Genomic DNA, 25,696 nt, shown 5'->3' with positions numbered 1-25,696 from the left:
TGCCGCCCCGGTCGCTGCCAAGGGAACGAGATGGGACTATTTATCCCATCTTAGAGCGATTCCCGCTGAAATAATGGCGACCTACCCGGGGTTTTTCCTGCCTGGTTAAGGTGACCTGACGGCGCTGCCTCGAAACAGCCGGTGTCATGATCCGCCCTCATCTGTCCCTGCGCCGCCGGGCCGGCGCCGGTGTGATCTGGATACGCCCGCCGGCAAGGCTGATCAAGGCTCCCGCAAGGGTCTGCTTCAGGACCGGGCGCCCATTTGCGGCTGCGCGGGGGCTCGCGGCCATGGCTTGATCGAGCACGGCCATCAGGGTCTCGACCTTGCCGAGTTCCGCCGGCCCTTCGTGCCCGAGCGCGTTGATGGCCCGCAGCAGGAGCCGCAGCCGGACCTCCTCCGGCAGGGTGGCGAAGGCGCCAGCCTCGAAACTTCGCATGCCCGGCCCATGCGGCGCATCGTCGCGATCCCTCAAGCGAAGGAAGCGCTCGGCCCCATCCGTCAGCACCTCCACCGCCGCATTGGCGCGCGCCAGTCTGCCTGCGAGCCGCGCCAGACTGCGGGCGTCGCCGCCCTCGGCCGCAAGCTGCGGCAACAGCGCACGCAGCCGCGGCCGGGTGAAGGCGGTGTCGCGGTTGGTGGGATCATCGGCAAAGCCGATCTTCGCGCGCTTCAGGGTCGCGATCAGTTGCGCCTTCGGGACGTCGAGCAGCGGGCGCGCCAGCACGATGCCGTCGCGTAGCGTGAGGCGCGCCATCGCCGACAGCCCGGCAAGTCCGCTGCCGCGGACGAGGCGCATCAACAGGGTCTCGGCCTGGTCGTCGCGGGTATGGGCGGTCAGCACATGGCTCGCACCGGCGCTGCGCGCGGCCTGCACGAGCAGGCGGTAGCGGGCCTCGCGCGCGGCCGCGGGCAGTCCCGTCTTCGGCTTGGCGCCGCGCCAGCGCAGGGTCCGGTGCGGCAAGCCGAGCTCGGTGGCGAGCCGCTTCACCTCGCGCGCCTCGCGTGCCGCCTCGGCCCGCAGGCCGTGATCGACGGTGACGACGGTGAGCTGCGGGCCGTGCGGGAGGCTGCGCTGCCAGCGCGCGGCGAGCCACATCAGCGCGATCGAGTCGGGACCGCCGGAGACCGCGAGCACCAGCGCGGGCGCGCTTCTGAGCCCGGCGAAGAGCTGCTTGGCTTCGCGCGCGGAGATCGGAGAATTGTCGTCGTCTGACATGACGCTGCCCGGCAATCGCCAGCGGATGGACCGACTGTTTAGCGCAGCACCATCCGCATTGTCAGCGATCAACGCTGCGCACCGAGCGCGATTTTACTGTTTGGGCATGATCTTTCCGGAAAACCGCTGCACGCTTTGCGCTGACGCGGCCCTTCGGGTCGGGATCATGTCCTAGCACTTCACCCGCTTCTGCTCGCGGTCGACGGCGGCTTTGACGCCGGCGGAGGCGCGCGGATATTTGCGGCCGACCTCGCCGAAGGCGGCGCAGGCGGCCTCCTTCTCCTTCAGCGCGGCCAGCGACTGGCCGAGCCGCAGCAGCGCGTCCGGCGCCTTGGCCGACTTCTCGTATTTGGTGGTGACGGCGAGGAAGGCTTCCGCCGAGTCGCGATATTGCTGGCGCTGGAAGTAGCTCTCGCCGAGCCAGTATTGCGCGTCCCCGAGGAGCGGGTCTCCAGGATATTTCTGCGCAAAGTTCTTCATGGTCTGCTCGGCGAGCGCGTAGTCCTTGCGCTGCATGTAGCCGATGCCGAGGTCGAACTCGTCGCGCGACGTCGCCGAGGGCGGCAGGGTCGCTAACCCGCCGCCGGCGGCAGGCGCGGGATAACCCTGTTGGGCCGGCGGATAGCCGGGCTGGGCTGCCGGGGGCGCGGCCTGCGGCTGATAGCGCGGGCTGGTATTGGCGAGATCGAGCCCCCCCCCCCCCCCCCGGCGTTGCGCCCGCCGGGGGCTCCTGCCGACATCGGCTGCTGGCCGCCGCCGAGCGCGCGCGGCGCGCCGGGCGCGCTCGGATTCTGGCTGGGGTCAAAGGCATCGCCGCGGCGGCGCGTGCCGGGGGCACCGGGCGCAGGCTGCTCCTGAACGATCGGTGCGGGAGAAGCGATCTGCGGCTGCTCGTAATTCGGCTGGGCGGGCTGCTGCTGGCGATAGGCCGGCGCGCCTTGAGAGGGCGAAATTTGGGCGGGCGGCACGGCGGCGACATTGGGCTGGACCGGCGCCTGTCCGGGCGCGGCCTGCGCACCGCCTTCGAGCGCCCGCAGGCGCTCCTCGAGCTGGCGGTTGCGGTATTGCAGCTCTTCGTTCTGGCCGGTGAGTTGGCGCAGCTGGTTCTCCAGCCGCTCGATCCGCATCTCGGGATCATCGTCCGACTGCGCGAAGACGGGCGAGCACAAGGAGAGCAGCGCGGCGGTCGCCACGGTGCCGGTTAATACCTTAAATCTGGATGACATCTTGCCCTGACGACGAAAGCGAAATGGCCTGCGACGGAACATTCGACGCGCCACACATTGAAGGGGAGTACGCCAAAAATGTGACTGCTACAAAGGGGTTTCTGTCACAGATCGCTGAAACGAAACCGGCGCCCGTGAGGGCGCCGGCATGATCGATTCCTGAAGATGAACGGCGCCTGACTGAACGTCAGGAGCTCGCGTTCAGCACGGTCACAGCGCGACGGTTCTGCGACCAGCAGGAGATATCGTTACAGACGGCGACCGGACGCTCCTTGCCGTAGGAGATCGTGCGCATGCGGTTCGGATCGATGCCGCGCGAGGCGAGGAACGAACGCACCGACTGGGCTCTGCGGGCGCCGAGGGCGATGTTGTATTCGCGAGTGCCGCGCTCGTCGGCATGACCTTCGATGGTGAAGCTGTAGCGCGGATAGGTCTGCAGCCACTGCGCCTGCTTCTCCAGGGTCACGATCGCCTGCGGGGTCAGATCGGTCTGGTCGCTTTCGAAGAACACGCGGTCGCCCACATTGACGACGAAGTCCTGCTGGCTGCCCGGCGTCGCCGCGTTGGCCATCGCATCCGTAGCAGAGTTCTTGTTGGCGCAGGCGCCCATCGACAGCGCGACAGCAAGCACTGCGGCCAGCTTCAATCCCTGGAGGATACGCATAGGATGTTTCATTCCGGAGCCTCCACGCTCACGTTAGTCCACTGCTGTCCGGTCTACAGGGGGTTGGTTAAGCGAACGTTCCGTCAACCTTGATGGGATGTTGCCAGAGCCGGTCAAATGCCCCCCACCCGGCGAAAAGCACCCGTCATGGTTAATGGGTTGTAAATGTGGCGCGAGGGTGAAGGCAAGCCGCGTTAACCGGCAAAATGGCTGGACTTGCTTGAATTTTGGGCCTGAGTCCGGGAAATCCCGGAGCGCCTTCGATCAGTCGGCCCCGCCGGAATCAGGCGTGAGCGGCATCCGGCACCAGCAGCGGCTGCTGCGGCGGCAGCTGGCGCTGCCCGCTGCGCCCGAACAGCATCCGCCGCTCGAAGGCGGTGGACCGCATGATCGGATAACGCTCGAACACCTTCTTGCGGAAGGTCGGGAAATCCGCCGCCATCAGTCCGAACGGCTTGGTGAGACCGGGAACCAGCCTCGGCTCGGCAATGGTCTCGTGCAAAAACACCCGCCGGTAGAAGGCCTGATGCTCGGGACGCACGATCGCAAGGCCGAGATCAGCATTGAAATGCTCGCAGGCCATGTAGGCGAGCCGGGTCGTCAGATAGGGCAATTCCGGCACCCGCTTCACCTGGTCGGGATCGGCGACAAACCGCGTGGGGTCGATCATGACCTCGCCGCGATCGAGTCGCGGCAGCAGGATATCGGGAAAGACATCGGCCGAGGTCGACTGCCGCCATTCCGACGTCAGCACGCTGATGCGCACGGAGCTGCAAAGCTCGCCGTGGAGATAGACGCCGAAGGTCCACGCGTTCGGCAGTTCGTCATACTGATCGGTGACGCGCGCGTCCGCAGATTCCTTGACGGCACCTTCGCGCAAATAGGCGCGGTAGCGGAGATTGTAGATATTCTCCTTCTCGGCCGCCGTGTCGGCGAGATGATAATCGACGTCGGTCAGGAGCTCTGCACCCCGTCCAACAGCCGAAATGATCGCTCTGGCTGAGGACTGCATTCCAACTCCTTACCCATCACCACTCACCGCACGCGCGCGGAACAACCTCCACGCGCGTGATGATTTATTAACAGCTTCTTAACAATGAAGCAAAGCAATCGAAGGGTTAGGGTTAATCCCCCGTAGCACTACGGTGCCCGGCAACAGACTGAAACGACAGGAAATTCTCGGAAGCGGAGTTAGGCGAAGGAACGCGAGCCGACGACCTGGAGCAGGCCTTCGTCGCGCCGTCCATGCGAGGCGTTGAGGAGCTGGCGCATCCGCACGGCGGGCACCGGACGGCTGAACAGATAGCCCTGCGCCTCGGAGACGGTGCCGTCGGCGCTGATCAGCTCGAGCTGCTCGTTGGTCTCGATGCCCTCGACCACGACCGCCATGCCGAGATCGGCGGACAGCCGCGCCACGCCGCGCAGCAGCGTCAGCGGCCGGTCGGTGTCGATGCCTTCGAGGAAGGAGCGGTCGATCTTCACCTTCTGCATCGGGAAGTTATGCAGGTAGCTGAGGCTCGAATAGCCGGTGCCGAAATCGTCGAGCGAGATGCGCACGCCGAGCGCATGCAGCTGCGACAGGATGTCGTGAGTGAGCTGGGTGTTGCGCAGCAGCGAGGACTCGGTGATCTCGATCTCCAGCCGATGCGCCGGCAGGCCCGAGACCTCCAGCGCGTAGCGGATCTCGCTCAGCACGTCGCGCTGGTGGAATTGCTGCGGCGAGAAGTTGACGGCGACGCTGACGCCCTCCGGCCACTTCATGCATTCCATGCAGGCACGGCGCAGGATCCAGCGGCCGAGATCGACGATCAGGCCCATGTCCTCGGCGACCGGGATGATGTCGACCGGCGACACCGTGCCGCGCACCGGATGATTCCAGCGCAGCAGCGCCTCGCAGGTGGTGATCTTGCCGGACTTGAGATTGACCAGCGGCTGGTAGAACAGCTCGAACTCCTCGTTGGCGAGCGCCTTGCGCAGGTCGAGCTCGAGGATGCGGCGGGCCTCGACGGTCGCCGCCATCTCGTCGCGGAAGAAGCAGAAGGTGCCGCGGCCGTCGGCCTTGGCGCGATACAGCGCCATGTCGGCGTTCTTGAGCAGCGTATCGGCGCTGATGCCCTCCGGCGAGGTCAGCGCGATGCCGACGCTGGCGCCGATCTCGACCAGGTGATTGTCGATGCGGTAGCGCTCGCTCAGCCGCTCGACGATGCGGCGGGCAAGGCTCGCGGCATCCTCGGGCGCGCCGATGTCCTGCTGGAACACGACGAACTCGTCGCCGCCGAAGCGGGCGACGAAATCCTCCGGCCGCAGCATCTCGCGCAGGCGGTTGGCGACCGCACAGAGCAGCTGGTCGCCGCAGGGATGACCGAGCGTGTCGTTGACCTGCTTGAACTGATCGAGGTCGATGAACAGCAGCGCGGACAGCCGTTCGGCATGGTGCGAAATCGCCAGAAGCCGCTCGATCTCGTCGCGGAAGGAGACCCGGTTGGGCAGCGCCGTGAGCTCGTCATAGCGGGCGAGATGGCTGATCCGGGCTTCCGCGTTGGTGCGTTCGGTGATGTCTTCCAGCAGCAGCACGGTGCCGCCGCCGGTCATCGGCTGGAAGGTCCAGGAGAGGGAGCGGCCGCGCGCGGGACTGGGATCGGCGGTGACGATCTCGCGGATCCGCGCGTGCTCGATCTCGGCCAGGATCTGGTTGCCGCTCTCGGCCGAGATGGAGCCTGCGGCGACGCAGGCCGACACGATGTCGGCTGCGGTGGCGCCGCGCTTGACCAGGTCCTCGGGCAAGCTCATCAGTTCGCCGAAACGATGGTTCATCACCGCAAGGCGCCCGTCGGCGCGAAACATGCACAGGCCGTGCGGCATGTTGTTGAGCGCGGTATCGAACTGGCTCGCCAGCGCGGATTCGCGGAAGCTCGAGGTCAGCGCCTTGACGAAGATCGCATGCAGGCTGAGGTTGATGTTCTTCAGGCCGATGAAGAAGAACACGAGCAGAATGGCAAGACCGATGTGATAGAAGCCGCCGTGCAGGAGCAGCGCGAGCGACATCGGACCGCAGGCGAGCGCGACGTGCCATTGGATCACCCGGGGCTGGCCGTAATTGCGGGCGGCGCCACCGGCGGTATAGCCGATGCCGATGGCGACACAGAGCATGTCGGCCACCGGATCCTCGTTGTTGTAGATCACGACGAAGGCCCAGACGCCGAGCACCGCCGCATAGCTCAGCGCGCCGATCCAGTAGCGCGGCTCCAGATACTTGGCTTCTTCGAATGACAATGGGTGCGTACGGTTTTCGTATCCGCGCATCTGGAACGCACGCGCGGTGCCGATGGCGATCAGCAGAAATGCGAGCGGCCACAGCCAGACATCGCCGGTCTTCAGCGCAGTCATCACCGCGGCCACGGCCGCGGAAGCCGAGCCCAGGAAAATCGCCCAGAAATTCTGCACCATAGAGTTGATGAGAGCGGCGTAGAGTATCGGCTCCAGCTCGTCTCGATCGCTCTGCTTCTGGTCGGCCAGCTGCATCGGCTTGTTACGCGTCCTGTTTGGAGCGTACTTTTACTCAGCCCAGGTGAAGCTTTCCTGAGGGAACATCGTTAAAGTCGGGTTGTTTTTCGGCAATAGCGAACCAATTTCCGCTGAAATATCAAGCAACTAGGCAAGCCTTGCCGGGCGCAAGGTGAAGGAAAGCCTACTTCGCGCACAGAAACCGAAAAAATCGGCGTGATTTTTCGAAAAGATCGCGCTTCCGAACGTGCGATCTATTGACCCGCCGTCGAAGACAGTAGCGGCGACCATGCCGGGTCGGAGGCGAAGCCCGGCGTCGGCACCTTCAACTCGTTGCGGCCGGAGATGTCGACGGAGTACAGCGACGGCCCGCCATTGCCGCCGGGATCGCGGAAGAACATCAGCACGCGGCCGTTCGGCGAGAAGGTCGGGCCCTCGTTGTGGAAGCCGGAGGTGAGGAGCCGCTCGCCGGAGCCGTCCGGCTTCATGACGCCGATCGAAAACTGCCCGCCGCCTTGCCTGGTGAAGGCGATGTAGTCGCCGCGCGGCGACCACACCGGCGTCGAATAGCTGGCATTGGTGTCGTCCTTGGAGAAGGAGATGCGCTGCGCAGCTCCCCCGCCCGCACCCATCACGTAGATCTGCGACCTGCCGCCGCGATCGGACTCGAAGCAGATGCGGGTGCCGTCCGGTGAGTAGGACGGAGAGGTGTCGATCGCCGGCGTGTCGGTGAGGCGCGTGGTCGAGCGCGAGCGCAGATCCATCACGAACAGGTTGGAATTGCCGCCCTGTTGCAGGCTCATGATGACGCGCTGACCGTCGGGCGAGAAGCGCGGCGCAAAGGTCATGCCGGGGAAGTTGCCGACGATCTCGCGCTGGCCGGTCTCGATGTTGAAGAGATAGACCTTTGGATCGCCCTGCCCGAACTCCATATAGGTGATCTCTTGCGAGTTCGGCGAGAAGCGCGGCGTCAGCACGAGGTCGGAGCCGCGGGTCAGATAGCGCACATTGGCGCCGTCCTGGTCCATCATCGCGAGCCGCTTGACGCGGCGCTCCTTCGGCCCGGACTCGTCGACGAACACCACGCGGCTGTCGAAATAGCCCTTCTCGCCGGTCAACTTCTCATAGATCTGATCGGAGATGATGTGGGCGATGCGGCGCCAGTATTCCGGCGAGGTGAAATATTGCTGGCCGGCGAGCTGCTGGCCGGTGACCACGTCCCACAGGCGGAATTCGGCCTTGAGCCTTCCGTCCGGCTGCCGCGTCATGCGGCCGGTGACGAGGGCCTGCGCATTGAGGGTCTTCCAGTTCTCGAATTGCGGCGCGACGTCGATGTTGCTGATGCGCTCGATGAAGGCGGCCTGGTCGATCGGGGCAAACAGGCCCGAGCGCTTCAGATTGTTGGTGATGACCTGCGTGACGCCGTTGCCGACGTCACCGTCGGCGGGCGAGCCCGGCACGAAATTGCTGATCGCGATCGGAATCGGCCGAAACTCCGTGGGATCGATGCGAAGCCGTCCCTGCGGCTGCTGAGCGAAGGCCTGTCCGCCTCCGAGCATCGCAAGCGTCGATCCTGTCAGGGTCATGAAGCGGCGGCGGTTCATCGAGCGGACGTCAATCATTGCAAAGTTCTTTTGTTCGGATGTCACAACATATCTTTCAGGCCGAAAGTCATCGGAATGAGCTTCCAGCTCTCGTACTGCTGCTTCGGCATGAATGAATAGACCTGGCACTGCACGATGGCGCGCTTGGCGCTCTCGGCCACCGCCTGGGCGATCGAGCGCGACGGCCCCCGCACCGCGACGACGACGGGCTCTGACGCGAGCGATCCGTCGATCTTCATGGGAATGTCGATGTCGGCTTCGTACTGGTCGGCGTCCTGCCCGTTATAGGTCGGCGTGAAGCAGCGCTTGACCGCGCCCTGGAACGCACCGCGCCAGGTCGCAACGTTGTTGGCGGCCGTCCCGGTCGCCGATCCCAGCGCGGCGGACGCATTCAGCGCCGAGCCGGTGAGCTCGTGCCGGGTCGCAGCGCGCTTGTCGAGGTCGCGCTGGATCTGCGCGGGATCGAAGCTGCGCTCCTTGGGCTTCGGCTGCTGCTGCGGCTGCACCGCCGCGACCTTTTGCTCCGGCGGCTTGGGCGGCGGCTTCTTGGTGTCCAGCTTCTTCTGGAGCTCGGCGATCGGATCTTCCTTGGCCGGATCAGGCTTCTTTTCCTGCGGCTTCGGTTCTTCCTTCGGCTTCGCCTCGGCGACCGGCTTGGGCGGCTCGGGCTTCTTCTCGACCGGTTTCTCGACGGGCTTCGGCGGCGGCTCGGGCGTCGAGTTGGTCTTGATCAGCTCTTTCTTCTCGGTGACCTTGCCGACGGCGTCCTCTTCGGGCTTGGGCTCGGCGATCTTCTCGACCTTGGGCTTCGGCTTGTCCTTCTCGCCGGTCTTCTGCCCCGCCATCATCTTCGCGAGCTGATCGGAGGAGATGATGTCGATCGGGAGCGACTCTTCCGGCGCGACGTAGGCCCTGCTGCTAAAGGTGACCAGCCCCCATCCAAGCACGAGGACATGGAGGGCAATCGACGCAACGAGTGTCTTGTCGACGTTCACCTTCACGGCTTACCCCTGGTCCGCTTCCGTGACGAGCGCCAGCTTCTTGAACCCCGCGCCGGACAACAGGCCCATCACCCTGGCCACCGTGCCGTAATCCGCCTTCTTGTCGGCGCGCAGATAGATCCGTTCCTCGAGACCGCCGCGCGCGTCCGTGATCGCCTTCAGCTTCGGCACCAGCTCGTTGATCGCGATCTCGGCGTCGTTGATGAACACCTTGCCCTTGATGTCGACTGACATCTGGATCGGCTTCTGGTCGTTCTGCTCGAGGCTCTTGGCCTGAGTCTGCGGCAGGTCGAGCGGCACGCCGACCGTGAGCAGCGGCGCCGACACCATGAAGATGATGAGCAGCACCAGCATCACGTCGACCATCGGCGTGACGTTGATCTCGGCCATGACCGGCTTGCGCCGGCTGCGGCGGCCGCCGCCTCCGGACGAACTCGCGACGTTCATGCCCATGGTCTGGTGCCCAAATTGCCCTTCACACTATACATGCCGTCCGTCAGCCCCGCTCGTCGATCTGACGCGATAGAATGGCTGAAAATTCATCGGCGAAGCCTTCGAGCCGCTGGGCCTGCCGGTTCACCTCGGAGGTGAACTTATTGTAGAAAATAGTGGCAGGAATGGCGGCGATAAGGCCGACGGCGGTCGCAAACAGCGCCTCGGCGATACCGGGGGCGACCACCGCCAGGGAGGTATTTTTCGACGCCGCGATCGACTGGAAGCTCGACATGATGCCCCAGACCGTGCCGAACAGGCCGACAAAGGGACCGGCGGAGCCGACGGTGGCGAGCACCAGCAGGCGCCGTTCGAGGCGCTCGACCTCGCGCGCGATCGAGACGTTCATCACCTTGTCGATGCGCATCTGAAGGCCCGCGACCGAGCGGGCGTGGCTCTCGAACGAGCGCTTCCACTCGCGCATCGCCGCGACGAAACAGGCCGCCATGGAATGCGTCGGCTTGGCCGAGAGGGTGCGGTAGAGCTCCTCGATCGACTCGCCGGACCAGAAGGCCTGCTCAAAACGGTCCATCGAGCGGCGGGTGCGGGCAAACAGGAAGATCTTGTCGATGGCGATCGCCCAGACCCAGACCGAGCAGGACAGAAGTCCCAGCATCACCGCTTTCACGATCCAGTGAGCCTGCCAGAACAGCGCGATCAGCGACACGTCCGCGGAAGCGGCAACCGGAAGGGCTGACTGAGCCACGTCGGCCGGATTCATAAGCAGTATCCTCTCAAGGCGATCGTTACCCGATGTTCCGCGGCAGCAAATGACCGCCGGTTCCCCCAACTGCCGCGCTAGAACCGGCGCGGCCGGCAAGCCCGCTCAAAGCCTTGTCTTTCTGGGGTGCAAGGGGGCTCGTCCAAAGCCGGCCGCCTGCATTCCCTGCCAAGATGTCAAAACTATGGGCCTCGACGACGGCTATGGGCGCGATTGTCCATCCTTACCAGAGCCCGGCGATAGTTAATGCGGGGTTACCGGAGCTGAATTTGGCTGCGGGAAAGCCAGGCGGCGCAGGCGGTTGGCCGCTTTGCCGCAGGACGAGGCGGTGCATGGCGGCCGGTAGACCGGAGCCGGATCCCACTGGCGAGGCCGGTTCCCGCCACCCTTGCGGGGAAGGCTAGGGAGGGGGTGCCGCACGGGGACTCCCACGTGACGAAGAAATCGGACGCGCACGACGGACACACCATTTCCCGGGCTACCCCTCCCTTGCCCTTGGGGGAAGGGAACGCAGCAGGACTGGTGGCGCTACGACACTGCGAACGGACGCCCCTTCTGGAACCTCCTCCCCCGCCCAGCCCGAAATCGCTGGGAGCGTCGTGTGCGCCACAGCTACACCACGTCCACATGCTCCATCTCGCATCTCACGGCGGGCACGAGCTGATAGGCTGAGCTCGCGGACAATAGTGCGCCGGCATCACCGGCCAGCCCGAGGAGCGTCCCTTGCAAAAACCACAAACCAATGTGCGGTGGATGGCCGCCGCGATCGTATCGGTCGGCCTCGTCACGTTCGGCGCCGCGCGCGCGGCGTCGGTCGCGCCGGTCGCCGCGCAAAACGGCATGGTGGTGTCCGCGCAGCGTCTGGCGACCCAGGTGGGTGTCGATGTGCTGAAGCGCGGCGGCAATGCCGTAGATGCCGCTGTGGCCGTCGGTTATGCCTTGGCCGTCGTCTATCCGGCCGCCGGCAATCTCGGTGGTGGCGGCTTCATGACGATCCAGCTCGCCGACGGCCGCAAGACCTTCCTCGATTTCCGCGAGACGGCTCCCAAGGGCGCGACTGCGAACATGTATCTCGACAAGGACGGCAACGTCATCAAGGGCCTTTCCACCAAGGGGCATCTTGCCGTCGGCGTGCCAGGATCCGTCTCGGGGATGGAATATGCGCGCGAAAAGTACGGCACCATGAAGCGAGCCGACCTGCTCGCTCCCGCGATCCAGCTCGCCGAACAGGGATTTGTGCTCGACCAGGGCGATGTCGACCTGTTGCGCACGGCGACGAAGGATTTCGGGGAAGACCCCGCGTCCGCCAGTATCTTCCTCAACAACGGCAAACCGTTCGAAGTGGGTGAGAAGCTCGTGCAGTCGGAACTCGCCAAGACACTGCGCGAGATCAGCAGCAAAGGCACCGACGGCTTTTACAAGGGCTGGGTCGGCAGCGCCATCGTGGCATCGAGCCAGGCTGGCAAAGGCCTGATCACGCAGGACGACCTCGACGGCTACAAGACGCGCGAGCTCGCACCCGTCGAATGCGACTATCGCGGCTACCACGTGATCTCCGCGCCGCCACCGAGCTCGGGCGGCGTCATCATCTGCGAAATCCTGAACGTCCTGGAGGGCTATCCGCTGAAGGAGCTGGGCTATCATTCCGCGCAGGCCGTGCACGTGCAGATCGAGGCCATGCGGCACGCTTACGTGGACCGCAACAGCTATCTCGGCGATCCGGATTTCGTGAAGAATCCGCTCGACCGCCTCCTCGACAAGAATTACGCGACAAAGATCCGCGCCGTGATCGATCCGAACAAGGCCGCGATCTCCGAGGACATCAAGCCTGGCGTCGCGCCGCACGAGGGCAGCAACACCACGCATTATTCAATCGCGGACAAGGACGGCAACGCGGTATCGGTGACGTACACGCTGAACGATTGGTTCGGCGCCAAGGTGACGGCGGCCAAGACCGGCGTACTGCTGAACGACGAAATGGACGACTTCACCGCCAAGGTCGGGGTGCCGAACCTTTATGGCCTGGTCCAGGGCGAGGCGAATGCCATCGCTCCGGGCAAGCGACCGTTGTCCTCGATGAGCCCGACCATCGTCACCAAGGACGGCAAGACCGTCATGGTCGTGGGCACGCCCGGCGGCAGCCGCATCATCACGGCTGTCTTGCAAACCATGATCAACGCGATCGATTACGGCATGAACGCGCAGGAGGCCGTCGACATGCCGCGCATCCACCAGCAATGGCTGCCTGATATGACCAATGTCGAGAACTACGCGCTGTCGCCGGACACGCAGAAGATCCTGGAGGGCATGGGCCACAAATTCGGGCCGCCGCAACCGGCCAACCACCTCGCGGTCATCATCGTCGGCGCGCCCTCGCTGAACGGCAAGCAAGTCGGCAACAACCGCTATTACGGGGCCAACGATCCACGCCGCAACAGTGGATTGGCGGCCGGGTATTGATTCGTAGCCCGCATGAGCGGAGCGACATGCGGGATTTTCGGGCGGTCCCGGATATCGCTTCGCTCATCCGGGCTACGGCGCCCTGCCCTCACCACTTCTCCTTCGAGGTCCGCACATCGAGCTCGAACGACCAGGCTCGTTCGGGCTGGCGGTAGAGGAAAGCGAAGGCGTCGACGATGCCTTCGATGTCGATCAGGCTGTCTTCGCGGCTCGCCGCATCGGGAAAGCGCGAAAAGATCTTGTCGCCGGCGATCGCACCGTCGACCACGACATGGCCGACATGGATGCCGTCGCTCGCATATTCCTTGGCCATGGCCTGCGCCAGCGTGCGCAGGCCGGCTTTTGACGAATTGAAAGCACCATAGCCGGAGCGTCCGCGCAGCGAGGCGCTGGCGCCGGTGAAGAGCAGCGTGCCTGACTTCTTCGGCACCATGCGACGCACCGCCTCGCGGCCGAACAGGAAGCCGCCGAAGCACACGACGCGCCAGGCCTTCTCGAAATAGTCGGCTTCCATCTCGATGATCTTGCCGGGCGTATTGTTGCCGGCGTTATAGATGGCGAGATCGAGGTCTTCGCCGGCGGCATCAAACAGAGCGACAACGTCGCTCTCGCTGGTCGCGTCCACGACGATGGGCACGGCCGCTCCGCCCGCCTTGATGATGTCGTCTGCAACCGCCTGCAACGCGGACAGCGTGCGGCCCGCGACGATCACCTTGAGCCCATCGGCCGCAAAGCGCTTGCAGAGCCGTGCCCCGAGCCCGCGGTCCGGGCCGACACCGATCACGATTGCCGTCTTCATGGGGTCGCTCCGTACAATGATGGGATCAGGCCGCCGAGGCAGGTTCGGGGCAGTTGGTCAGCCGCGCGGGATTGCCGACGGCCGTGCAGCCAGCGGGAACGTCTGACGTCACGAGCGCGTCGGCGCCGATCTTGGCGAAATCGCCGATGCTGATGTCGCCGAGGATTGTCGCACCGCCGCCGATATAGACGCCGCGGCCGATCCGCGGCGAGCGCGTCGGCAGTTCACTGCCGCGGCCGATGCTGACGTTCTGGAGGATGGTGACCTCGTCGCCGATGACCACGTTGGCGCCGATCACGATGCCCGTGGCATGGTCGAGATAGACGGACGATCCGACGCTGGCGGCCGGATGGATGCTGACCTGCAAGGCATTCGAGGCCTCGTTCTGGAACAGGAGCGCCGCATCGCGATGATCGTGCTGCCAGAGCCAGTTCGAGACGCGCCAGGCTTGCAGCGCGACATAGCCCTTGAAATGCAGCAGTGGCGGCAACAGGTCGGCGATGGCGGGATCGTGGATCGCGATGGCCTGCAAGTCGCGGCTGGCCACCTCGATCAGATCGAGCGAGCCGCGAAAGGCATCAAGGGAAAAGGCCGAGAAGCGCGTGCGTTCGGCTTCGCTGCCGCCGAGCCGACGTCCGATCAGATCGGACAAGGCCGCGGCGAAATCATCATGAGCGAGAATGGTGCCGGCAAGGGCCTTGCCGAAGACCGGATCGGCGTCCGCCGCGCGCTGCGCCTCGCCGCGGACATTTTGCCAGAGGCTGTCGCTCGCCATGATCGCAGCTTCCGCCATCGCCGCCTCCGGTCCATCCGCGCTTGTAGCGGCGAATATAGGCGGTCCGCATCAAGGCGCCAGCCTCCCTGCCGGGACGCGCTTGCTCTCGCCCGCAAGGTCGGGCCGGGCCCGCTTGCGCAGGCTGAGGGCATAAAGCCAGCCACCCGCCGCGACCAGGGCGGGCAGACCATAGAGTGCGAAATCGCGGAGCAGGATCATGGTTCGATACTCTTCTGCGCAAACGAGATCGCACGGCGGAGTGCGAACGAAGCAAACCAATAGACATAGAGGCTGAGAAAGAACCGCCAGGACTCGCCGACCTGCCACTGCGGATAAAGCTGAACCTCCGTCGGCCATCGATTGAGGAATGCGATCGCCGTCGGCACAAGGGTTCCGAACCGGTCGAACAGAACCGAGGCGCGCTCGACGAGCGCGATGCGCTGGCTGATCTCTTTGCGTTCGGCCGCGGTCATGGTCGTACCCGTTGGCGCGCACGGGCGGCGCGCTGGCAGGGCTTGGTCGGGCCTGGCGCGAATCGGGTTCTACCGGTCCTGCACATGTGCGTGATCAACGCCACATAGCGAATGCCGGCCGGGACACAGGCGGAAATGGCAGTCGGGATCGGACGCGCAGCCGCCATAGACGACGCTGATATAGCCCAGCACCGCGAAGGCGGTCACGCCAAGCAGCAGGCGGGTCCGGAGGTCCATGATGCGCCTCGTCCAGACAAGAGCAGCGCGGCCCGGTGCGACGGCGCGCGCAAGTCTTGGTGTCGACGAACTGGGCGCGGGTTCTAAGCGGCTTGGTCGCCACCCTCTGCGCCTTCATGGCCGGGCATAGCCGTCCGAAGGACGGCGTCGCTTCCGCTCGCCTATGCCCGGCCATCCACGCCTCGCCATGCGGTACGAAGAACGTGGATGCCCGGGACAAGCCCGGGCATGACGACCTCTCATCTGCGTGGAACGGAGCTCTCCCCAAAACCAAACCGCCCGCCTGCGGGGTACGCAGGCGGGCGGCTCGGGGCCATCAGGACTTTGGGGGCATGCGCCTGAAGGCTTTGAGAGGTGTCCAGATCAACCCTGCGGCTGGTCGTTCGGCGGCGGAGTCGGACGCGTCTTGTGCTGCGCCATGAACTGGTCGAACTCTTCCTTGTCCTTGGCGTGACGCAGACGGTCGAGGAAGTTCCTGAACTCGACCTGCTCCTCCTCGAGCCGCTGCAGCGTCTCGGTGCGGTATTCGTCAAAGGCGCGGTTGCCGCTGGAGGGCGGGCCGAAGCCGAAGCCGAAACCGCGGCGCTCCATGCGGCCGCGCATGCGGTCCATCTTGTACTGCATCCGCTCCATCTTGTTCTGCCAGCGATCCTGGTGGCTCCAGCAACCCATTTTTCTGCTCCCGAGTGTGAAAAAGAGAAGGGCAAGTCCGATCGGCCACCAGATGATGAAGCCGAGGATGGTCACGGCGATCCAGCCGGGATGCCAAGGCGAGTCGAGCATATGGGGGCGCTCATAATGTTGGTCCGAGGGGCCGCGCCATCGATTGACATCAGCGGTGTAGGCCATTTCCCATCTCCATGACGGCATCTGCGCCGTTGTGAATGTAAATAACATTTACATAGCTAGACCATCCCGCGATTTTGTCAAGCCGGCCGCCCGACAGGCCGGGCGAATTATTTGCGCAATTTTATTTCGGCTTGCCCCAGGGGCCACCGGGCGGCACGCCAGAACCGGAGGACGCCTCCGGTGGCACCGGCGGCGGCTCGGCGGTTTTCGCGGGCGGACGGCGATCGGTCGGGAAGCCGAGCCCGCGCAGATAGATCAGCACCTCGGCTTCGAGCAGCTCGTCCGGCGACATCGGCAGTTTTCGCCGCGCGGCATCGCCACGGGAGAACAGCGAGGCCACGCCATGCGCCATCGACCAGATGTGCAGCGCCATCATCATCGCCGGCGGCCGCGGCGTGCCGGGCGGTGCGAGTGCCGCGAGGCGCTCTGCCGCAGCGCGAATGATGTTGAAAGCGCGTTCGCTCGCGGCCTGGAGTGCCGGATTGGCGTCGACCGGCAGGCCGGACTCGAACATCGCGTTATAGAACGCCGGCTCCTCGCGGGCGAAGGCGAGATAGGCCCTGCCGACCCGCTCGAACGCGGTGACCGTATCGGGCCGGCCGTCGTCCCAGGCCGCGGTCAAGCGCGCCTCGAACTGCTCGAAGCCGCGCTGGGCGATCGAGGACAACAGCTCGTCGCGGTCGCGGAAGTGCCGGTAGGGCGCCGCCGCGCTGACGCCGGCCATGCGCGCGGCATCGGCAAAGGTGAAGCCGGCCGCGCCCTTCTCGGCAATCAGCCCGAGGGCAGCCTGCAACAAGGCTTCCTTCAGGTTGCCGTGATGATAGCCGCGCTCGGCGCGGCGCGTCTCCTTGCGCCAGCTCATGTGAATAGCTTTTACATGAGCCGCGCGTGAAGTCACTAGCGCAAGCTGGGTTTGGTGAACCCGTATTTTCACTGCCATTCCGGGGCGATCCGCAGGGACCGAACCCGGAATGACGCTGCCTGCCCTAACCGCCGGGGATCGGCAGCACCGGCATGATCTCGACGCGCTCGCCGGGGAAGATCGCGAAGTGCGGGTGGTTCTCAAACATCTTCGCGGCCGCTTCATGGGACGCGGCGCGGACCACGGTGAAGGCGCCCATCTCGTTGGCGATGTCGGCAGTGCCCTTCTCATCGACCCGCTTGGTCTTGCCGAGCGGACCGCCCATCGCCTGGATCGCGCCTTGATGCTTCTCGACCCAACCCTTCCAGGCCGCGATGCCCTCCTGCTCCTTCGCCTTGCGCTCGGCGTCTGACATCGCGTTCCATGCAGCCCATTTCGGGCTGGTCTTGCTGCCGAGGAAGACGGCGAGATAGGTGTCGGTGCTCATCGGTTCTCTCCCTTGTTGATGACGGCCGCGAATTCCAATCGCGGCCGCTTTGGCTATTTCTTCAGACCGTCGAAGCCGGCGGCGGCGGCCTGCACGTCCGGCGGAAAGTCGGTTATCTCCTGCACCTGCCGGATCTCGATCACATCATTGGCCGAGGCCGGGCATCTCTTGGCCCACGCGATCGCCTCCGCACGCGAGGCGACCTCGATCATCCAGTAGCCGCCCAGCACTTCCTTGGCTTCAGCGAAGGGGCCGTCGGTCACAACGGGCTCGCCGGTCGCGAACGACACGCGCGCGCCCATCGAGGGCGGATGCAGGCCGTCGAGCGTGATCAGGATGCCGGCATCCTTCAGCGCCTCGTTATAGCGCATCATCGCGGCGACGCGCTCGGGATCGAGTTGCACGTCCGGCGGTGCGGTCTCGTAGCCGAGCGGGATCATCAGCATCATGAATCGCATGGGCAGTTCCTTGCTTACCTTCTCATTCCGGGATGCGCGGCGCGGCGCAGGCCCGGAATCCATTCATCGACAATCTCTGCGGCCCGATGGATTCCGGGCTCAGCCCTGCGGGCTGCCCCGGAATGACGGGGGAGATGAGCGTGCCGAACCGGCCCGCGCTCCCCTGTAAGACGAATGCCTTGCTATAGAACCGACACCGTGGCGAAAATTATTTCGGAGGTCACGCTTCGGAGGTTCCTGCGTCAGCGCGGCTGCGGCAGGAACCGGCCGTCCTGGAACGCAGCACCGAAATAGACCTCGATCCGGCGGACCTTGCCGCCGGCGAAGGTGAAGAACTCGGTGTTGCGAAAGCTCCTGCCACCTGTCGCCAGGCAGCGATAGGTGACAAAGGCCTCGTCGCCGACGACGAAGATGCGCTCGATATCGTGGCGCGCGATCCAGCCGGTGTCCCGCCAGCAGCGTTCGAAATAGGTCGCCTTGTCGAGGTCGTCGTCGAACGGGCTGGTGAAGCGGAAATCGTCGGCGAGTGCCTCGCTCACCCGTTGCCGGTCATTGGCGAGATAGGCGGCGAAGAGGTCTCGGATCAGGTGCGCGTGGTCGTCAGGCATCGGTCGGTCTCCTTGGTGGAGGTCGTGTAGAAGACGGTACAGCGGCGGCCGCGCCGACATCGCGCGAGGCGTTCCGCCGGCAGAACGCAACAATATGTCGAGTGGTTCTCGTCCAGATCGATGAGCATGGTCAGGGCCGTTCTCGTCGGGACCAAAGCGAAGTAAAAGACCAAACCCAAGGGCCGCACGCCCCTTTCGAACACAGGACGGATCAGCAAATGCCGCAGGCCCCGCAAAAAGTCGCCCTCGTCACCGGAGCCGCGCGCGGCATCGGGCTTGCGACCGCGAAGAAGTTCCTTGGCGAGGGCTGGCGCGTGGCGCTGCTCGACATTGAGGGGGAGTTGCTCGGCCGCGCGGTCGCCGAGATCGGCCAGGACGAGGCGACGCTCGCGCTGACCTGCGACGTCTCCGACGCGGCCGCGGTCGGCGCTGCGATGGCGACGATCGAGCGGCGGTTCGGCCGGCTCGATGCGCTGGTCAACAATGCCGGGATCGCCGTGTTCGCGCCGCTGATGGAGACGTCGGATGCCGACTGGCGCCGCGTGCTCGAGGTCAACCTCACCGGCCCGTTCCTCTGCACCAAGGCCGCGGTGCCCTTGATGCGCGACAGCGACGGCGGCGCCATCGTCAACATCACCTCGATTTCGGCGGTGCGCGCCTCCACCTTGCGCTCGGCCTACGGCACCAGCAAAGCGGGGCTCGCGCACCTGACCAAGCAGCTCGCGGTCGAGCTCGCCTCGCTCAACATCCGCGTCAACGCGGTCGCGCCGGGGCCGGTCGACACCGCGATGGCCAAGCAGGTGCACACCAAGGAGATCCGCGCCGACTATCACGACGCCATTCCGCTCAACCGCTACGGTCTCGAGGAGGAACTCGCGGAGGCGATCTTCTTCCTGTGCTCGGGACGCGCGAGCTACATCACCGGCCAAATTTTGGCCGTCGATGGCGGCTTCGATGCGGCCGGCATCGGCCTGCCGACGCTGCGCGGGCAACGGCGCAACGGGTAGGCACAGGATTTGTAGGGTGGGCAAAGGCGCGACGCGCCGTGCCCGCCACCTTCTCCGGATTTGTGGTGCCAATGATTTGTTGTGCCAATGTTGGCACGCGGAGCCTGTCATCGGGCGCGCATTCGCGCGACCCGGTGGCTTTGCCCACCCGACGACGTCGAATGTGCGGAGAGTACCATGCAACGTGCCGCTTTGGTCATAGCCCTGATGCTCGCGACCGCCCTGCTCGCCTCCGCACCCGTTGCCGCCGAAATCCGCATCGTCCAGTCACCGGGCGGACAGGTCGGACCGTTCCTCGACCTGTTCGAGAAGGTGCGCGAGAGCGGCGAGCGCGTGGTGATCGACGGCCCCTGCCTGTCCGCCTGCACGCTGGTGCTGAGCATCGTGCCGGGCGAGCGCATCTGTGTCACCAAACGCGCCGTGCTCGGCTTCCATGCCGCGCGGTCGGTCGACCGGCGCGGGCGCTTCTATGCCGAGCCGGAAGCCTCCGACGCGGTGCTCCAAGCCTATCCGGGGCCGGTGCGCGACTGGATCGGCCGCCGCGGCGGCCTCACCTCACGGTTGCTGTTGCTGAAGGGGCGCGACCTCGCCGCGATCTATCCGCGCTGCCGGTGAGGATCAGGCGGCCACCGGCCGTGTGACCAGGTTGAGCCCGCCGCTGTCCGACGATTGAGCAATTTTGCGGAATTTCGGCTCTCCGGACGCCGAATCCGCTCAACCGCTTCGCAATGCCTGCACAATTTACGCGGTTTGCAGCTTCTCCCTGCAGTCTATGATGGTTGCGGCCAGACTGAGGCCGCGGCGGCGTCACAATCTCAGCAATGGTCACAGACTAGAATGGTCCCGCTTTTTCAAGATTACTCATTTTCAAATGGGGCGCATGCCATGCAGCCCATCGACTTTCGCTACCGCCTGTCGGACCAGGGACGGATCGTCCTCGGCCAACTGAGCTCCGAGGAAACCGTCGAATTCGAACTGCTGTCACGGCGCGACCGCGAGGGCCTGATGGACCTGCCGTCCGAGCTGCGGCTGCTCGAGCTCTACGTGAAGTATGTCGGCTCGGGCGCAGAAGCCGCGCTCGCGCCGACGGAACCCGCCTGGCACGACATCGCGCCGTCGCGACCGAGGAGACCGCCGCCTTCGCGGATGGCGCGGCCGCGCAACTACGTCGTTTCGATGATCGTGATCGCAAGCGTCAGCTTCACGCTCATCGCATTGCTTGTGAGCTAATGGCGCTTGTGAGCTAATGGCGCTCGTGAGCTAGCACGCAAGCGCGCCGGCGAAATTGCGCCGATCTCGCGCGACGTCGGGTTCTAGAAGAACCCCTGGATCATCTGCGCCAGTTCCATGCTCGCGCAGATGAGCATACCCCAAAGTGCAAAGTTGATCTGTAGCGCCGCTGCCATCGGTCGCTCCCCTTCCAAGTCACGCCCATCCCAGTTTGTACAATTTATGAAGGAATCATTAGCGATTCTGACGCGCTGTTCACAGCCTAATATTGCGCCAGTTGTTGTGCGATGCGGTCCCGATCATTTCACGAAGCGGCCCCACTGCTCTCGCAAAGTCATGCGAATCGAGACTCCATATTCGGTCATGCCGGCCACGTCTTTTCCCTTAGGTTCCATTTAACCGACGCGATGCAAAGTCTCTCACGCGGATTTTGCGTGTCGCGTACCGCACTGAGGGTTCGGCATGATGCGACACGGCTTCGTCTTGCTCACTTTTTGCGCAGCGCTCATGGGCTGCGCGGCGGCGCCGGCGCAGGAGCGCCGACCGATCGCATGGGACGGCCTCGGACAGAACCCGAACCGGCCACCCGTCACAAAGCGGCGCGCAGCGACCCCCGCACCTGCGCAGGAAAATCCCAACCAGGAACGGGAAAGAGTGCTCGGCACCTTGCGCCCCTACTCCGAAGCGTGGTGGGCGGTCCATGACGAAATCGAGGCGGAGAACGACAGGCAGCTCGGCACGAAGCTCGTGATCTGCCCTCGCTGCGTCCAGTCGCTGTCACCCGGCGAGGACGTGACCGGATCGGTCCGTTGAGACAGCAAGCGGCCGCTCCGGCGATGACCTGACCGCCTTGGGCGCGCCCCTCACCCGCAATAATCGAGCGAGAGGCGCCACGTATCAGGCGGTCGCGCCTGTCACATGCCTTCCGCCGGGCAGTTCACCATCCAGGGAATGCCGAACTTGTCGACGCACATGCCAAAACCCTTGGCCCAGAACGTCTTGCTGAAGGGCATGGTGACGGTGCCGCCGTCGGCGAGCGCGTTGAACTTGCGCTCGGCGTCCGCGACATCGGCGATCGTCAGCGAGATCGAGAAGCCCTGCGGCTTCTGGACATGCTCGGGCGGCGCGTCGGAGGCCATCAGCACGCTGCCGCCGGGCAGCGACAGCCGCGCATGCATGATCGTCTTCTCGCGGCCGGGTGCGGCCGGCATGTCCGGCGGCGCGTCCGAGGCGCGCATCATCGCGTCGATCTTGCCGCCGAGAACCTTGGCGTAGAAGTTGAACGCCGCTTCGCAGGTGTCCTGATAGAACAGATAGGGATTGAGCATCGTGTCTCTCCTTTTCTTTCCTTGGGCAATGAGGCTCATTGTTTCTCGGTGAGCTTCTTCAGGCTGGCGAGACCGGCCTCGAAATCCTTGCCGATCATGCTGTCCATGTTGATGAAGACCTGCATCACCTTCGACATGAAGGGCGCCGGACCGTACATCGCCCATGTCACCAGTGTGGCATCGCCTTGCGGCACAAAGGTGAACTCGGCGGTGTTGTGGCCCTCAAAGGGACGCTCGAAATCGAGCTTGATACGGAGCTTCGACGGCGAATTCGCCTCGAGGATCTCCATGTGGCCGGCGCCGACATTGTTGTTGCCGTCCCAGGCATAGGTCGCGCCCTTTCCTGGCGCGGTTCCGCCGAAGCTGCGCTTCATGGCGGGGTCGCGGGCCTCGTAGGGCGACCAGGCGGTCCAGCGATGGAAATCGGCAACCAGCGGATAGATCGCATCGGCCGGCGCCTTCAGGGCGAGGCTGCGTTCGACACGGAAGGAGTCGGGCTTGGTCAAGGCGAAGACGAGGACGGCCACGATCCCGACCGCGAGCACGACGGCGATGATGGCAATGGCTTTCAGCATGAATGGCTCCCTGGATATGGGCTAAGGACGAACGGAGGAGGCTGGGGCCGACAAGACGGAACAGAAATTTTTGGCGCGCCGCCAACGCCACGTCATGGCCGGGCCTAGCCGTCCGAAGGACGGCGTCGCTTCCGCTCGCCTATGTGCCGGCCATCCACGTTCTTGGCGCGGATGAAAAGAACGTGGATGTCCAGGACAAGCCCGGGCATGACGATGTGGAAACACCCCGTCCTATTTCGCCTTCGCACCCTGCCTGGCGCTCCCGTTGCCGCTCTTCGGCTGGCTGTCCCGGATCAGGCGATCGACGTGCATGCGGATGTGGGCGGCTTCAGCCGAGGTGTTGGCGAGCGCGATGGCGCGGTCGAAGGCGATGCGGGCTTCGTCATTGCGACCGAGCTGCATCAGGAAGGCGCCGCGCACGCCGTAGAAATGGAAATAGTTGGCAAGCTTCGGCGCCAGCGGCTCGATCAGGTCGAGCGCGGCTTGCGGCCCGCGTACCTTGGACACCGCGACCGCGCGGTTGAGCGTCACCACCGGCGAGGGTTGCACCAGTTCGAGCGCACCATAGAGCAGGTCGATCTGGGCCCAGTCGGTCTCCTCCGGCGTCGACGCACGGGCATGCAGCGCGGCGATCGCGGCCTGGATCTGGTAGGGCCCGCTGCGGCGATGGCGCATCGCCTTGTCGATCAGCGCCAGCCCTTCCGCGATCATGGTGCTGTTCCACAAGGAGCGATCCTGGTCCTCCAGCAGGATCAGCGAACCGTCGTCCGCAAACCGCGCGGCGCTGCGCGCATGTTGCAACAGCAGCAACGCCGCCAGCCCCATGATCTCCGGCTCGCTCTGGAACAGCCGCAGGAGCAGCCTCGCCAGCCGGATCGCCTCCTCGCAGAGCGGCTTTCTGATCTCGGCGGTGTCGCCGCTCGCCGAATAACCCTCGTTGAAGATCAGGTAGATCATTGCCGCAACACCGGCGAGCCGCTCGGAGCGTTCGACTGCACCGGGCGTTTCGAAAGGCGTCCCGGCCTCCGCGACCTTGGCCTTGGCGCGCGTGATGCGCTGCTCCATCGCCGTATCCGAGACCAGAAAAGCACGGGCGATCTGCTTCACCGTGAGACCGGAGACGATGCGCAGGGCGAGCGCGATCTGCTGCGTCGCCGGCAATTGCGGATGGCAGCAGATGAACATCAGGCGCAAAATGTCGTCGCGATAATGCGAGCCGTCGAGCCTCTCGGCGAGCGCGCCCTCGGCATCGTCGAGATCGGAGATCGCCTGATCGTCCTCGGGCAGCGGCTGCTGCTTGCGGGCGCGCCGCACCTCGTCGATCGCGACATTGCGGCCGACCATGATCAGCCAGGCCGCGGGATCGCGCGGCGGCCCGTTCTGCGGCCAGGTCTTGAGCGCACGCAGGCAGGCGTTCTGGAAGGCTTCCTCGGCGGTGTCGAGATCGCGGAAATAGCGCAGCAGCGCGCCGACCGCCTGGGGGCGCGCCGACGTCAGCGCGGTCTCGATCCAGGCGGTGTCGGTCTCGCTCACGTCAGGTTTCCTCCCGGCCTGAACACGCCGACGGGGCGCACCTCATAGGCCCCGCCGGGATTGGCGGCGCCGAGGTCGCGCGCGACGTCGAGCGCGTCGTCGAGGTTCTTGCAGTCGACGATGTAGAAGCCGAGCAACTGCTCCTTGGTCTCCGCATAGGGGCCGTCGAGCACCAGCGGCGGGTCCTCCTTACGCAGCGTCGCCGCCGCAGTGGTCGGCAACAGCCGCGCCACCGGACCGAGCCGGCCCTGGCTCGTGAGCTTCTCCTGCACCACGGCGAGCTTCTTCATCACCGCCTCGTCCTGGTCCTTGCTCCAGGAGCCGACGAAGTCCTCGTCATGATAGCAAAGGATCGCATAAAGCATGGGCAGTACCTTCCCTGACCTCTTGTTTTGAAGACGATCCAATATGCCCTGCCCCGACAGGGCTGCGGAAAAAAATTGCAAGAAAAATCCGGCAGATCGTGCCAAGGAGAGCCCTCAAAAGCGGAACCCGACGAGGCACTTCGAATGACCAAAGGCACACTGGCCGTCCTGATCAACAGCACGCAGCAGAACTGGCTGCCGGAGCGCTGGAAGGCCCGGTTCGATTCGGTCTGCGGCCGCCGCCGCGTGGTGCTGCTGCCCGATGCCGGGCTCGATCCGGCCGAGGTGCACTATGCCGCGGTGTGGAAGCCGGTGCCGGGCGATCTCGGCTCGTTCCCCAATCTGCGCGCGATCTTCAATCTCGGCGCCGGTGTCGATGCGCTGATGGCGGACAAGAGCCTGCCGGACGTGCCGCTGGTGCGCGTCGCCGTGCCCGACCTGACCAATCGCATGACCGAATATGTCGTGCTGCACGTGCTGATGCACCACCGCCAGGAGCTGTACTTGCGGCAGTCGCAGCGCGAGAAACGCTGGGAGCCGAAATATCAGTGGCCGGCGAGCGCGGTGACGGTCGGCGTGATGGGGCTGGGCACGCTGGGAGCAGATGCGGCCGACGTGCTGCGGCGGCTCGGCTTCCGTGTCGTCGGCTGGAGCCGCAGCCTGCGCACCATCGACGGTGTCGAATGCTTCCATGGCACCGCCGGAATCGATGCGTTCCTGCGCGCGACCGACATCCTGGTCTCACTGTTGCCGCTGACCCCGGACACGCACGGCATCCTCAACCGCGACGTCTTCACAAAGCTCAACCGCAAGAGCCCGCTCGGCGCACCCGTGCTGATCAATGCCGGCCGCGGCGGCTTGCAGAACGAGGCCGACATTCTGGCCTGTCTCGACGACGGCACGCTGGGCGCCGCCTCGCTCGACGTCTTCGTGCAGGAGCCGCAGCCGGCCGACAGCCGCTTCTGGACCCATCCCAAGGTGCTGCTGACCCCGCACAACGCCGCGGACACCGACGCGGAAGCGATCTCGGCCTATGTCGCCGAGCAGATCGCACGGTTCGAGGCGGGCGGCGCGCTGGAGAACGTGGTGGACCGGGCGCGGGGGTATTAGGGCTCGCCTGGCTCTACACACTCGGTGTCGTCCCGGCGAAGGCCGGGAGGTGGATTCACACTCGAAGTGCAACAGTTGAGAGGAGAAGGCCTCTGCCGGGGTTCTGAAG

General features: G+C 65.1%; 28 protein-coding genes and 1 pseudogene. 6 read left to right on the top strand and 23 right to left on the bottom strand.

Going from position 1 to position 25,696, the window contains the following annotated elements:
• Window positions 1-157: 157 nt before the first annotated feature.
• The 9 genes and pseudogenes from tilS to tolQ form a co-directional block, all read right to left on the bottom strand.
• Window positions 158-1,219 carry a tRNA lysidine(34) synthetase TilS gene (gene tilS, locus XI09_RS27875; RefSeq protein WP_271569690.1) on the bottom strand — a complete coding sequence of 354 codons (1,062 nt, stop codon included), beginning with the start codon at window positions 1,217-1,219 and terminating at the stop codon, window positions 158-160.
• Between the two features lie 171 nt (window positions 1,220-1,390).
• Window positions 1,391-2,445 (bottom strand): annotated as a pseudogene (ybgF, locus tag XI09_RS27870) (tol-pal system protein YbgF).
• Window positions 2,446-2,632: 187 nt separating this feature from the next.
• Window positions 2,633-3,121, bottom strand: a complete 489-nt coding sequence (pal, locus tag XI09_RS27865; RefSeq protein ID WP_092186837.1) for a peptidoglycan-associated lipoprotein Pal — start codon at window positions 3,119-3,121, stop codon at window positions 2,633-2,635.
• 271 nt (window positions 3,122-3,392) lie between these two features.
• On the bottom strand, window positions 3,393-4,121 hold the full coding sequence (locus XI09_RS27860) for an N-acyl amino acid synthase FeeM domain-containing protein (protein ID WP_271569689.1): 729 nt from the start codon (window positions 4,119-4,121) through the stop codon (window positions 3,393-3,395).
• Between the two features lie 179 nt (window positions 4,122-4,300).
• Complete coding sequence (locus XI09_RS27855; protein ID WP_271569688.1) at window positions 4,301-6,631, bottom strand: putative bifunctional diguanylate cyclase/phosphodiesterase; 2,331 nt, start codon at window positions 6,629-6,631, stop codon at window positions 4,301-4,303.
• A gap of 236 nt (window positions 6,632-6,867) precedes the next feature.
• Window positions 6,868-8,217, bottom strand: a complete 1,350-nt coding sequence (gene tolB, locus XI09_RS27850) for a Tol-Pal system beta propeller repeat protein TolB (protein ID WP_027545579.1) — start codon at window positions 8,215-8,217, stop codon at window positions 6,868-6,870.
• Window positions 8,218-8,258: 41 nt separating this feature from the next.
• Entirely contained in the window at window positions 8,259-9,218 is a 960-nt protein-coding gene (locus XI09_RS27845) for a protein TolA (protein ID WP_271569687.1), read from the bottom strand.
• Window positions 9,219-9,221: 3 nt separating this feature from the next.
• Window positions 9,222-9,671 carry a protein TolR gene (tolR, locus tag XI09_RS27840; protein ID WP_028173005.1) on the bottom strand — a complete coding sequence of 150 codons (450 nt, stop codon included), beginning with the start codon at window positions 9,669-9,671 and terminating at the stop codon, window positions 9,222-9,224.
• Between the two features lie 43 nt (window positions 9,672-9,714).
• The gene (gene tolQ, locus XI09_RS27835; protein ID WP_018641591.1) at window positions 9,715-10,431 is read right to left on the bottom strand and encodes a protein TolQ; all 717 of its coding nucleotides are present in this window, start codon (window positions 10,429-10,431) and stop codon (window positions 9,715-9,717) included.
• Between the two features lie 753 nt (window positions 10,432-11,184).
• On the opposite strand from tolQ, the gene ggt reads away from it, so the two are divergent.
• Window positions 11,185-12,891, top strand: a complete 1,707-nt coding sequence (gene ggt, locus XI09_RS27830) for a gamma-glutamyltransferase (protein WP_271569752.1) — start codon at window positions 11,185-11,187, stop codon at window positions 12,889-12,891.
• 88 nt (window positions 12,892-12,979) lie between these two features.
• Here the strand turns inward: ggt and XI09_RS27825 are convergent, their stop codons facing one another.
• The 10 genes from XI09_RS27825 to XI09_RS27780 all read right to left on the bottom strand — a co-directional run bounded on the left by XI09_RS27825 (window position 12,980) and on the right by XI09_RS27780 (window position 18,439).
• Window positions 12,980-13,690, bottom strand: coding sequence for an SDR family NAD(P)-dependent oxidoreductase (locus XI09_RS27825; protein WP_271569686.1), 711 nt, complete (start codon window positions 13,688-13,690; stop codon window positions 12,980-12,982).
• 25 nt (window positions 13,691-13,715) lie between these two features.
• Window positions 13,716-14,483, bottom strand: a complete 768-nt coding sequence (locus XI09_RS27820; RefSeq protein ID WP_271569685.1) for a serine O-acetyltransferase — start codon at window positions 14,481-14,483, stop codon at window positions 13,716-13,718.
• Between the two features lie 51 nt (window positions 14,484-14,534).
• Entirely contained in the window at window positions 14,535-14,684 is a 150-nt protein-coding gene (locus XI09_RS27815) for a hypothetical protein (protein ID WP_271569684.1), read from the bottom strand.
• Window positions 14,681-14,938 (bottom strand): hypothetical protein, encoded by a 258-nt coding sequence (locus XI09_RS27810; protein WP_271569683.1) that lies wholly within the window; start codon window positions 14,936-14,938, stop codon window positions 14,681-14,683. The genes XI09_RS27815 and XI09_RS27810 overlap by 4 nt, the downstream gene beginning before the upstream one ends.
• Before the next feature lie 69 nt (window positions 14,939-15,007).
• Complete coding sequence (locus XI09_RS27805) at window positions 15,008-15,175, bottom strand: hypothetical protein (RefSeq protein WP_271569682.1); 168 nt, start codon at window positions 15,173-15,175, stop codon at window positions 15,008-15,010.
• Window positions 15,176-15,538: 363 nt separating this feature from the next.
• Complete coding sequence (locus XI09_RS27800; RefSeq protein ID WP_271569681.1) at window positions 15,539-16,024, bottom strand: DUF2852 domain-containing protein; 486 nt, start codon at window positions 16,022-16,024, stop codon at window positions 15,539-15,541.
• 121 nt (window positions 16,025-16,145) lie between these two features.
• Window positions 16,146-16,886 (bottom strand): TetR/AcrR family transcriptional regulator, encoded by a 741-nt coding sequence (locus XI09_RS27795; RefSeq protein WP_271569680.1) that lies wholly within the window; start codon window positions 16,884-16,886, stop codon window positions 16,146-16,148.
• Window positions 16,887-17,010: 124 nt separating this feature from the next.
• Window positions 17,011-17,373 carry a hypothetical protein gene (locus tag XI09_RS27790; RefSeq protein ID WP_271569679.1) on the bottom strand — a complete coding sequence of 121 codons (363 nt, stop codon included), beginning with the start codon at window positions 17,371-17,373 and terminating at the stop codon, window positions 17,011-17,013.
• 53 nt (window positions 17,374-17,426) lie between these two features.
• Complete coding sequence (locus XI09_RS27785) at window positions 17,427-17,831, bottom strand: YciI family protein (RefSeq protein ID WP_271569678.1); 405 nt, start codon at window positions 17,829-17,831, stop codon at window positions 17,427-17,429.
• 242 nt (window positions 17,832-18,073) lie between these two features.
• Window positions 18,074-18,439: a nuclear transport factor 2 family protein gene (locus XI09_RS27780; protein ID WP_271569677.1), complete on the bottom strand. Its 366-nt coding sequence runs from the start codon at window positions 18,437-18,439 to the stop codon at window positions 18,074-18,076.
• 218 nt (window positions 18,440-18,657) lie between these two features.
• Between XI09_RS27780 and XI09_RS27775 the strand changes: the two genes are divergently transcribed.
• From XI09_RS27775 to XI09_RS27760, 4 genes are all read left to right on the top strand, one after another.
• On the top strand, window positions 18,658-19,446 hold the full coding sequence (locus tag XI09_RS27775; protein WP_271569676.1) for an SDR family NAD(P)-dependent oxidoreductase: 789 nt from the start codon (window positions 18,658-18,660) through the stop codon (window positions 19,444-19,446).
• 177 nt (window positions 19,447-19,623) lie between these two features.
• On the top strand, window positions 19,624-20,061 hold the full coding sequence (locus XI09_RS27770; RefSeq protein WP_271569675.1) for a hypothetical protein: 438 nt from the start codon (window positions 19,624-19,626) through the stop codon (window positions 20,059-20,061).
• A 270-nt stretch (window positions 20,062-20,331) separates the two neighbouring features.
• Complete coding sequence (locus tag XI09_RS27765; protein ID WP_271569674.1) at window positions 20,332-20,676, top strand: hypothetical protein; 345 nt, start codon at window positions 20,332-20,334, stop codon at window positions 20,674-20,676.
• A 462-nt stretch (window positions 20,677-21,138) separates the two neighbouring features.
• Entirely contained in the window at window positions 21,139-21,489 is a 351-nt protein-coding gene (locus XI09_RS27760; protein WP_271569673.1) for a hypothetical protein, read from the top strand.
• Window positions 21,490-21,590: 101 nt separating this feature from the next.
• On the opposite strand, the gene XI09_RS27755 is transcribed toward XI09_RS27760, so the two are convergent.
• The 4 genes from XI09_RS27755 to XI09_RS27740 form a co-directional block, all read right to left on the bottom strand.
• Window positions 21,591-22,004, bottom strand: a complete 414-nt coding sequence (locus XI09_RS27755; protein WP_271569672.1) for a VOC family protein — start codon at window positions 22,002-22,004, stop codon at window positions 21,591-21,593.
• Window positions 22,005-22,039: 35 nt separating this feature from the next.
• Window positions 22,040-22,579 (bottom strand): SRPBCC family protein, encoded by a 540-nt coding sequence (locus tag XI09_RS27750; protein WP_271569671.1) that lies wholly within the window; start codon window positions 22,577-22,579, stop codon window positions 22,040-22,042.
• A 231-nt stretch (window positions 22,580-22,810) separates the two neighbouring features.
• On the bottom strand, window positions 22,811-24,112 hold the full coding sequence (locus XI09_RS27745; protein WP_271569670.1) for an RNA polymerase sigma factor: 1,302 nt from the start codon (window positions 24,110-24,112) through the stop codon (window positions 22,811-22,813).
• The gene (locus XI09_RS27740; RefSeq protein ID WP_011089906.1) at window positions 24,109-24,477 is read right to left on the bottom strand and encodes a YciI family protein; all 369 of its coding nucleotides are present in this window, start codon (window positions 24,475-24,477) and stop codon (window positions 24,109-24,111) included. The genes XI09_RS27745 and XI09_RS27740 overlap by 4 nt, the downstream gene beginning before the upstream one ends.
• A 144-nt stretch (window positions 24,478-24,621) precedes the next feature.
• On the opposite strand from XI09_RS27740, the gene XI09_RS27735 reads away from it, so the two are divergent.
• A complete protein-coding gene (locus XI09_RS27735) occupies window positions 24,622-25,587 on the top strand; it encodes a 2-hydroxyacid dehydrogenase (protein WP_271569669.1) in 966 nt (321 codons plus the stop codon).
• The last annotated feature ends 109 nt before the right edge of the window (window positions 25,588-25,696 follow it).

This window comes from Bradyrhizobium sp. CCBAU 11386 (genome assembly GCF_028128955.1).
Classification (GTDB): domain Bacteria; phylum Pseudomonadota; class Alphaproteobacteria; order Rhizobiales; family Xanthobacteraceae; genus Bradyrhizobium.
This window is presented reverse-complemented; position numbering and strand designations above follow the sequence as displayed.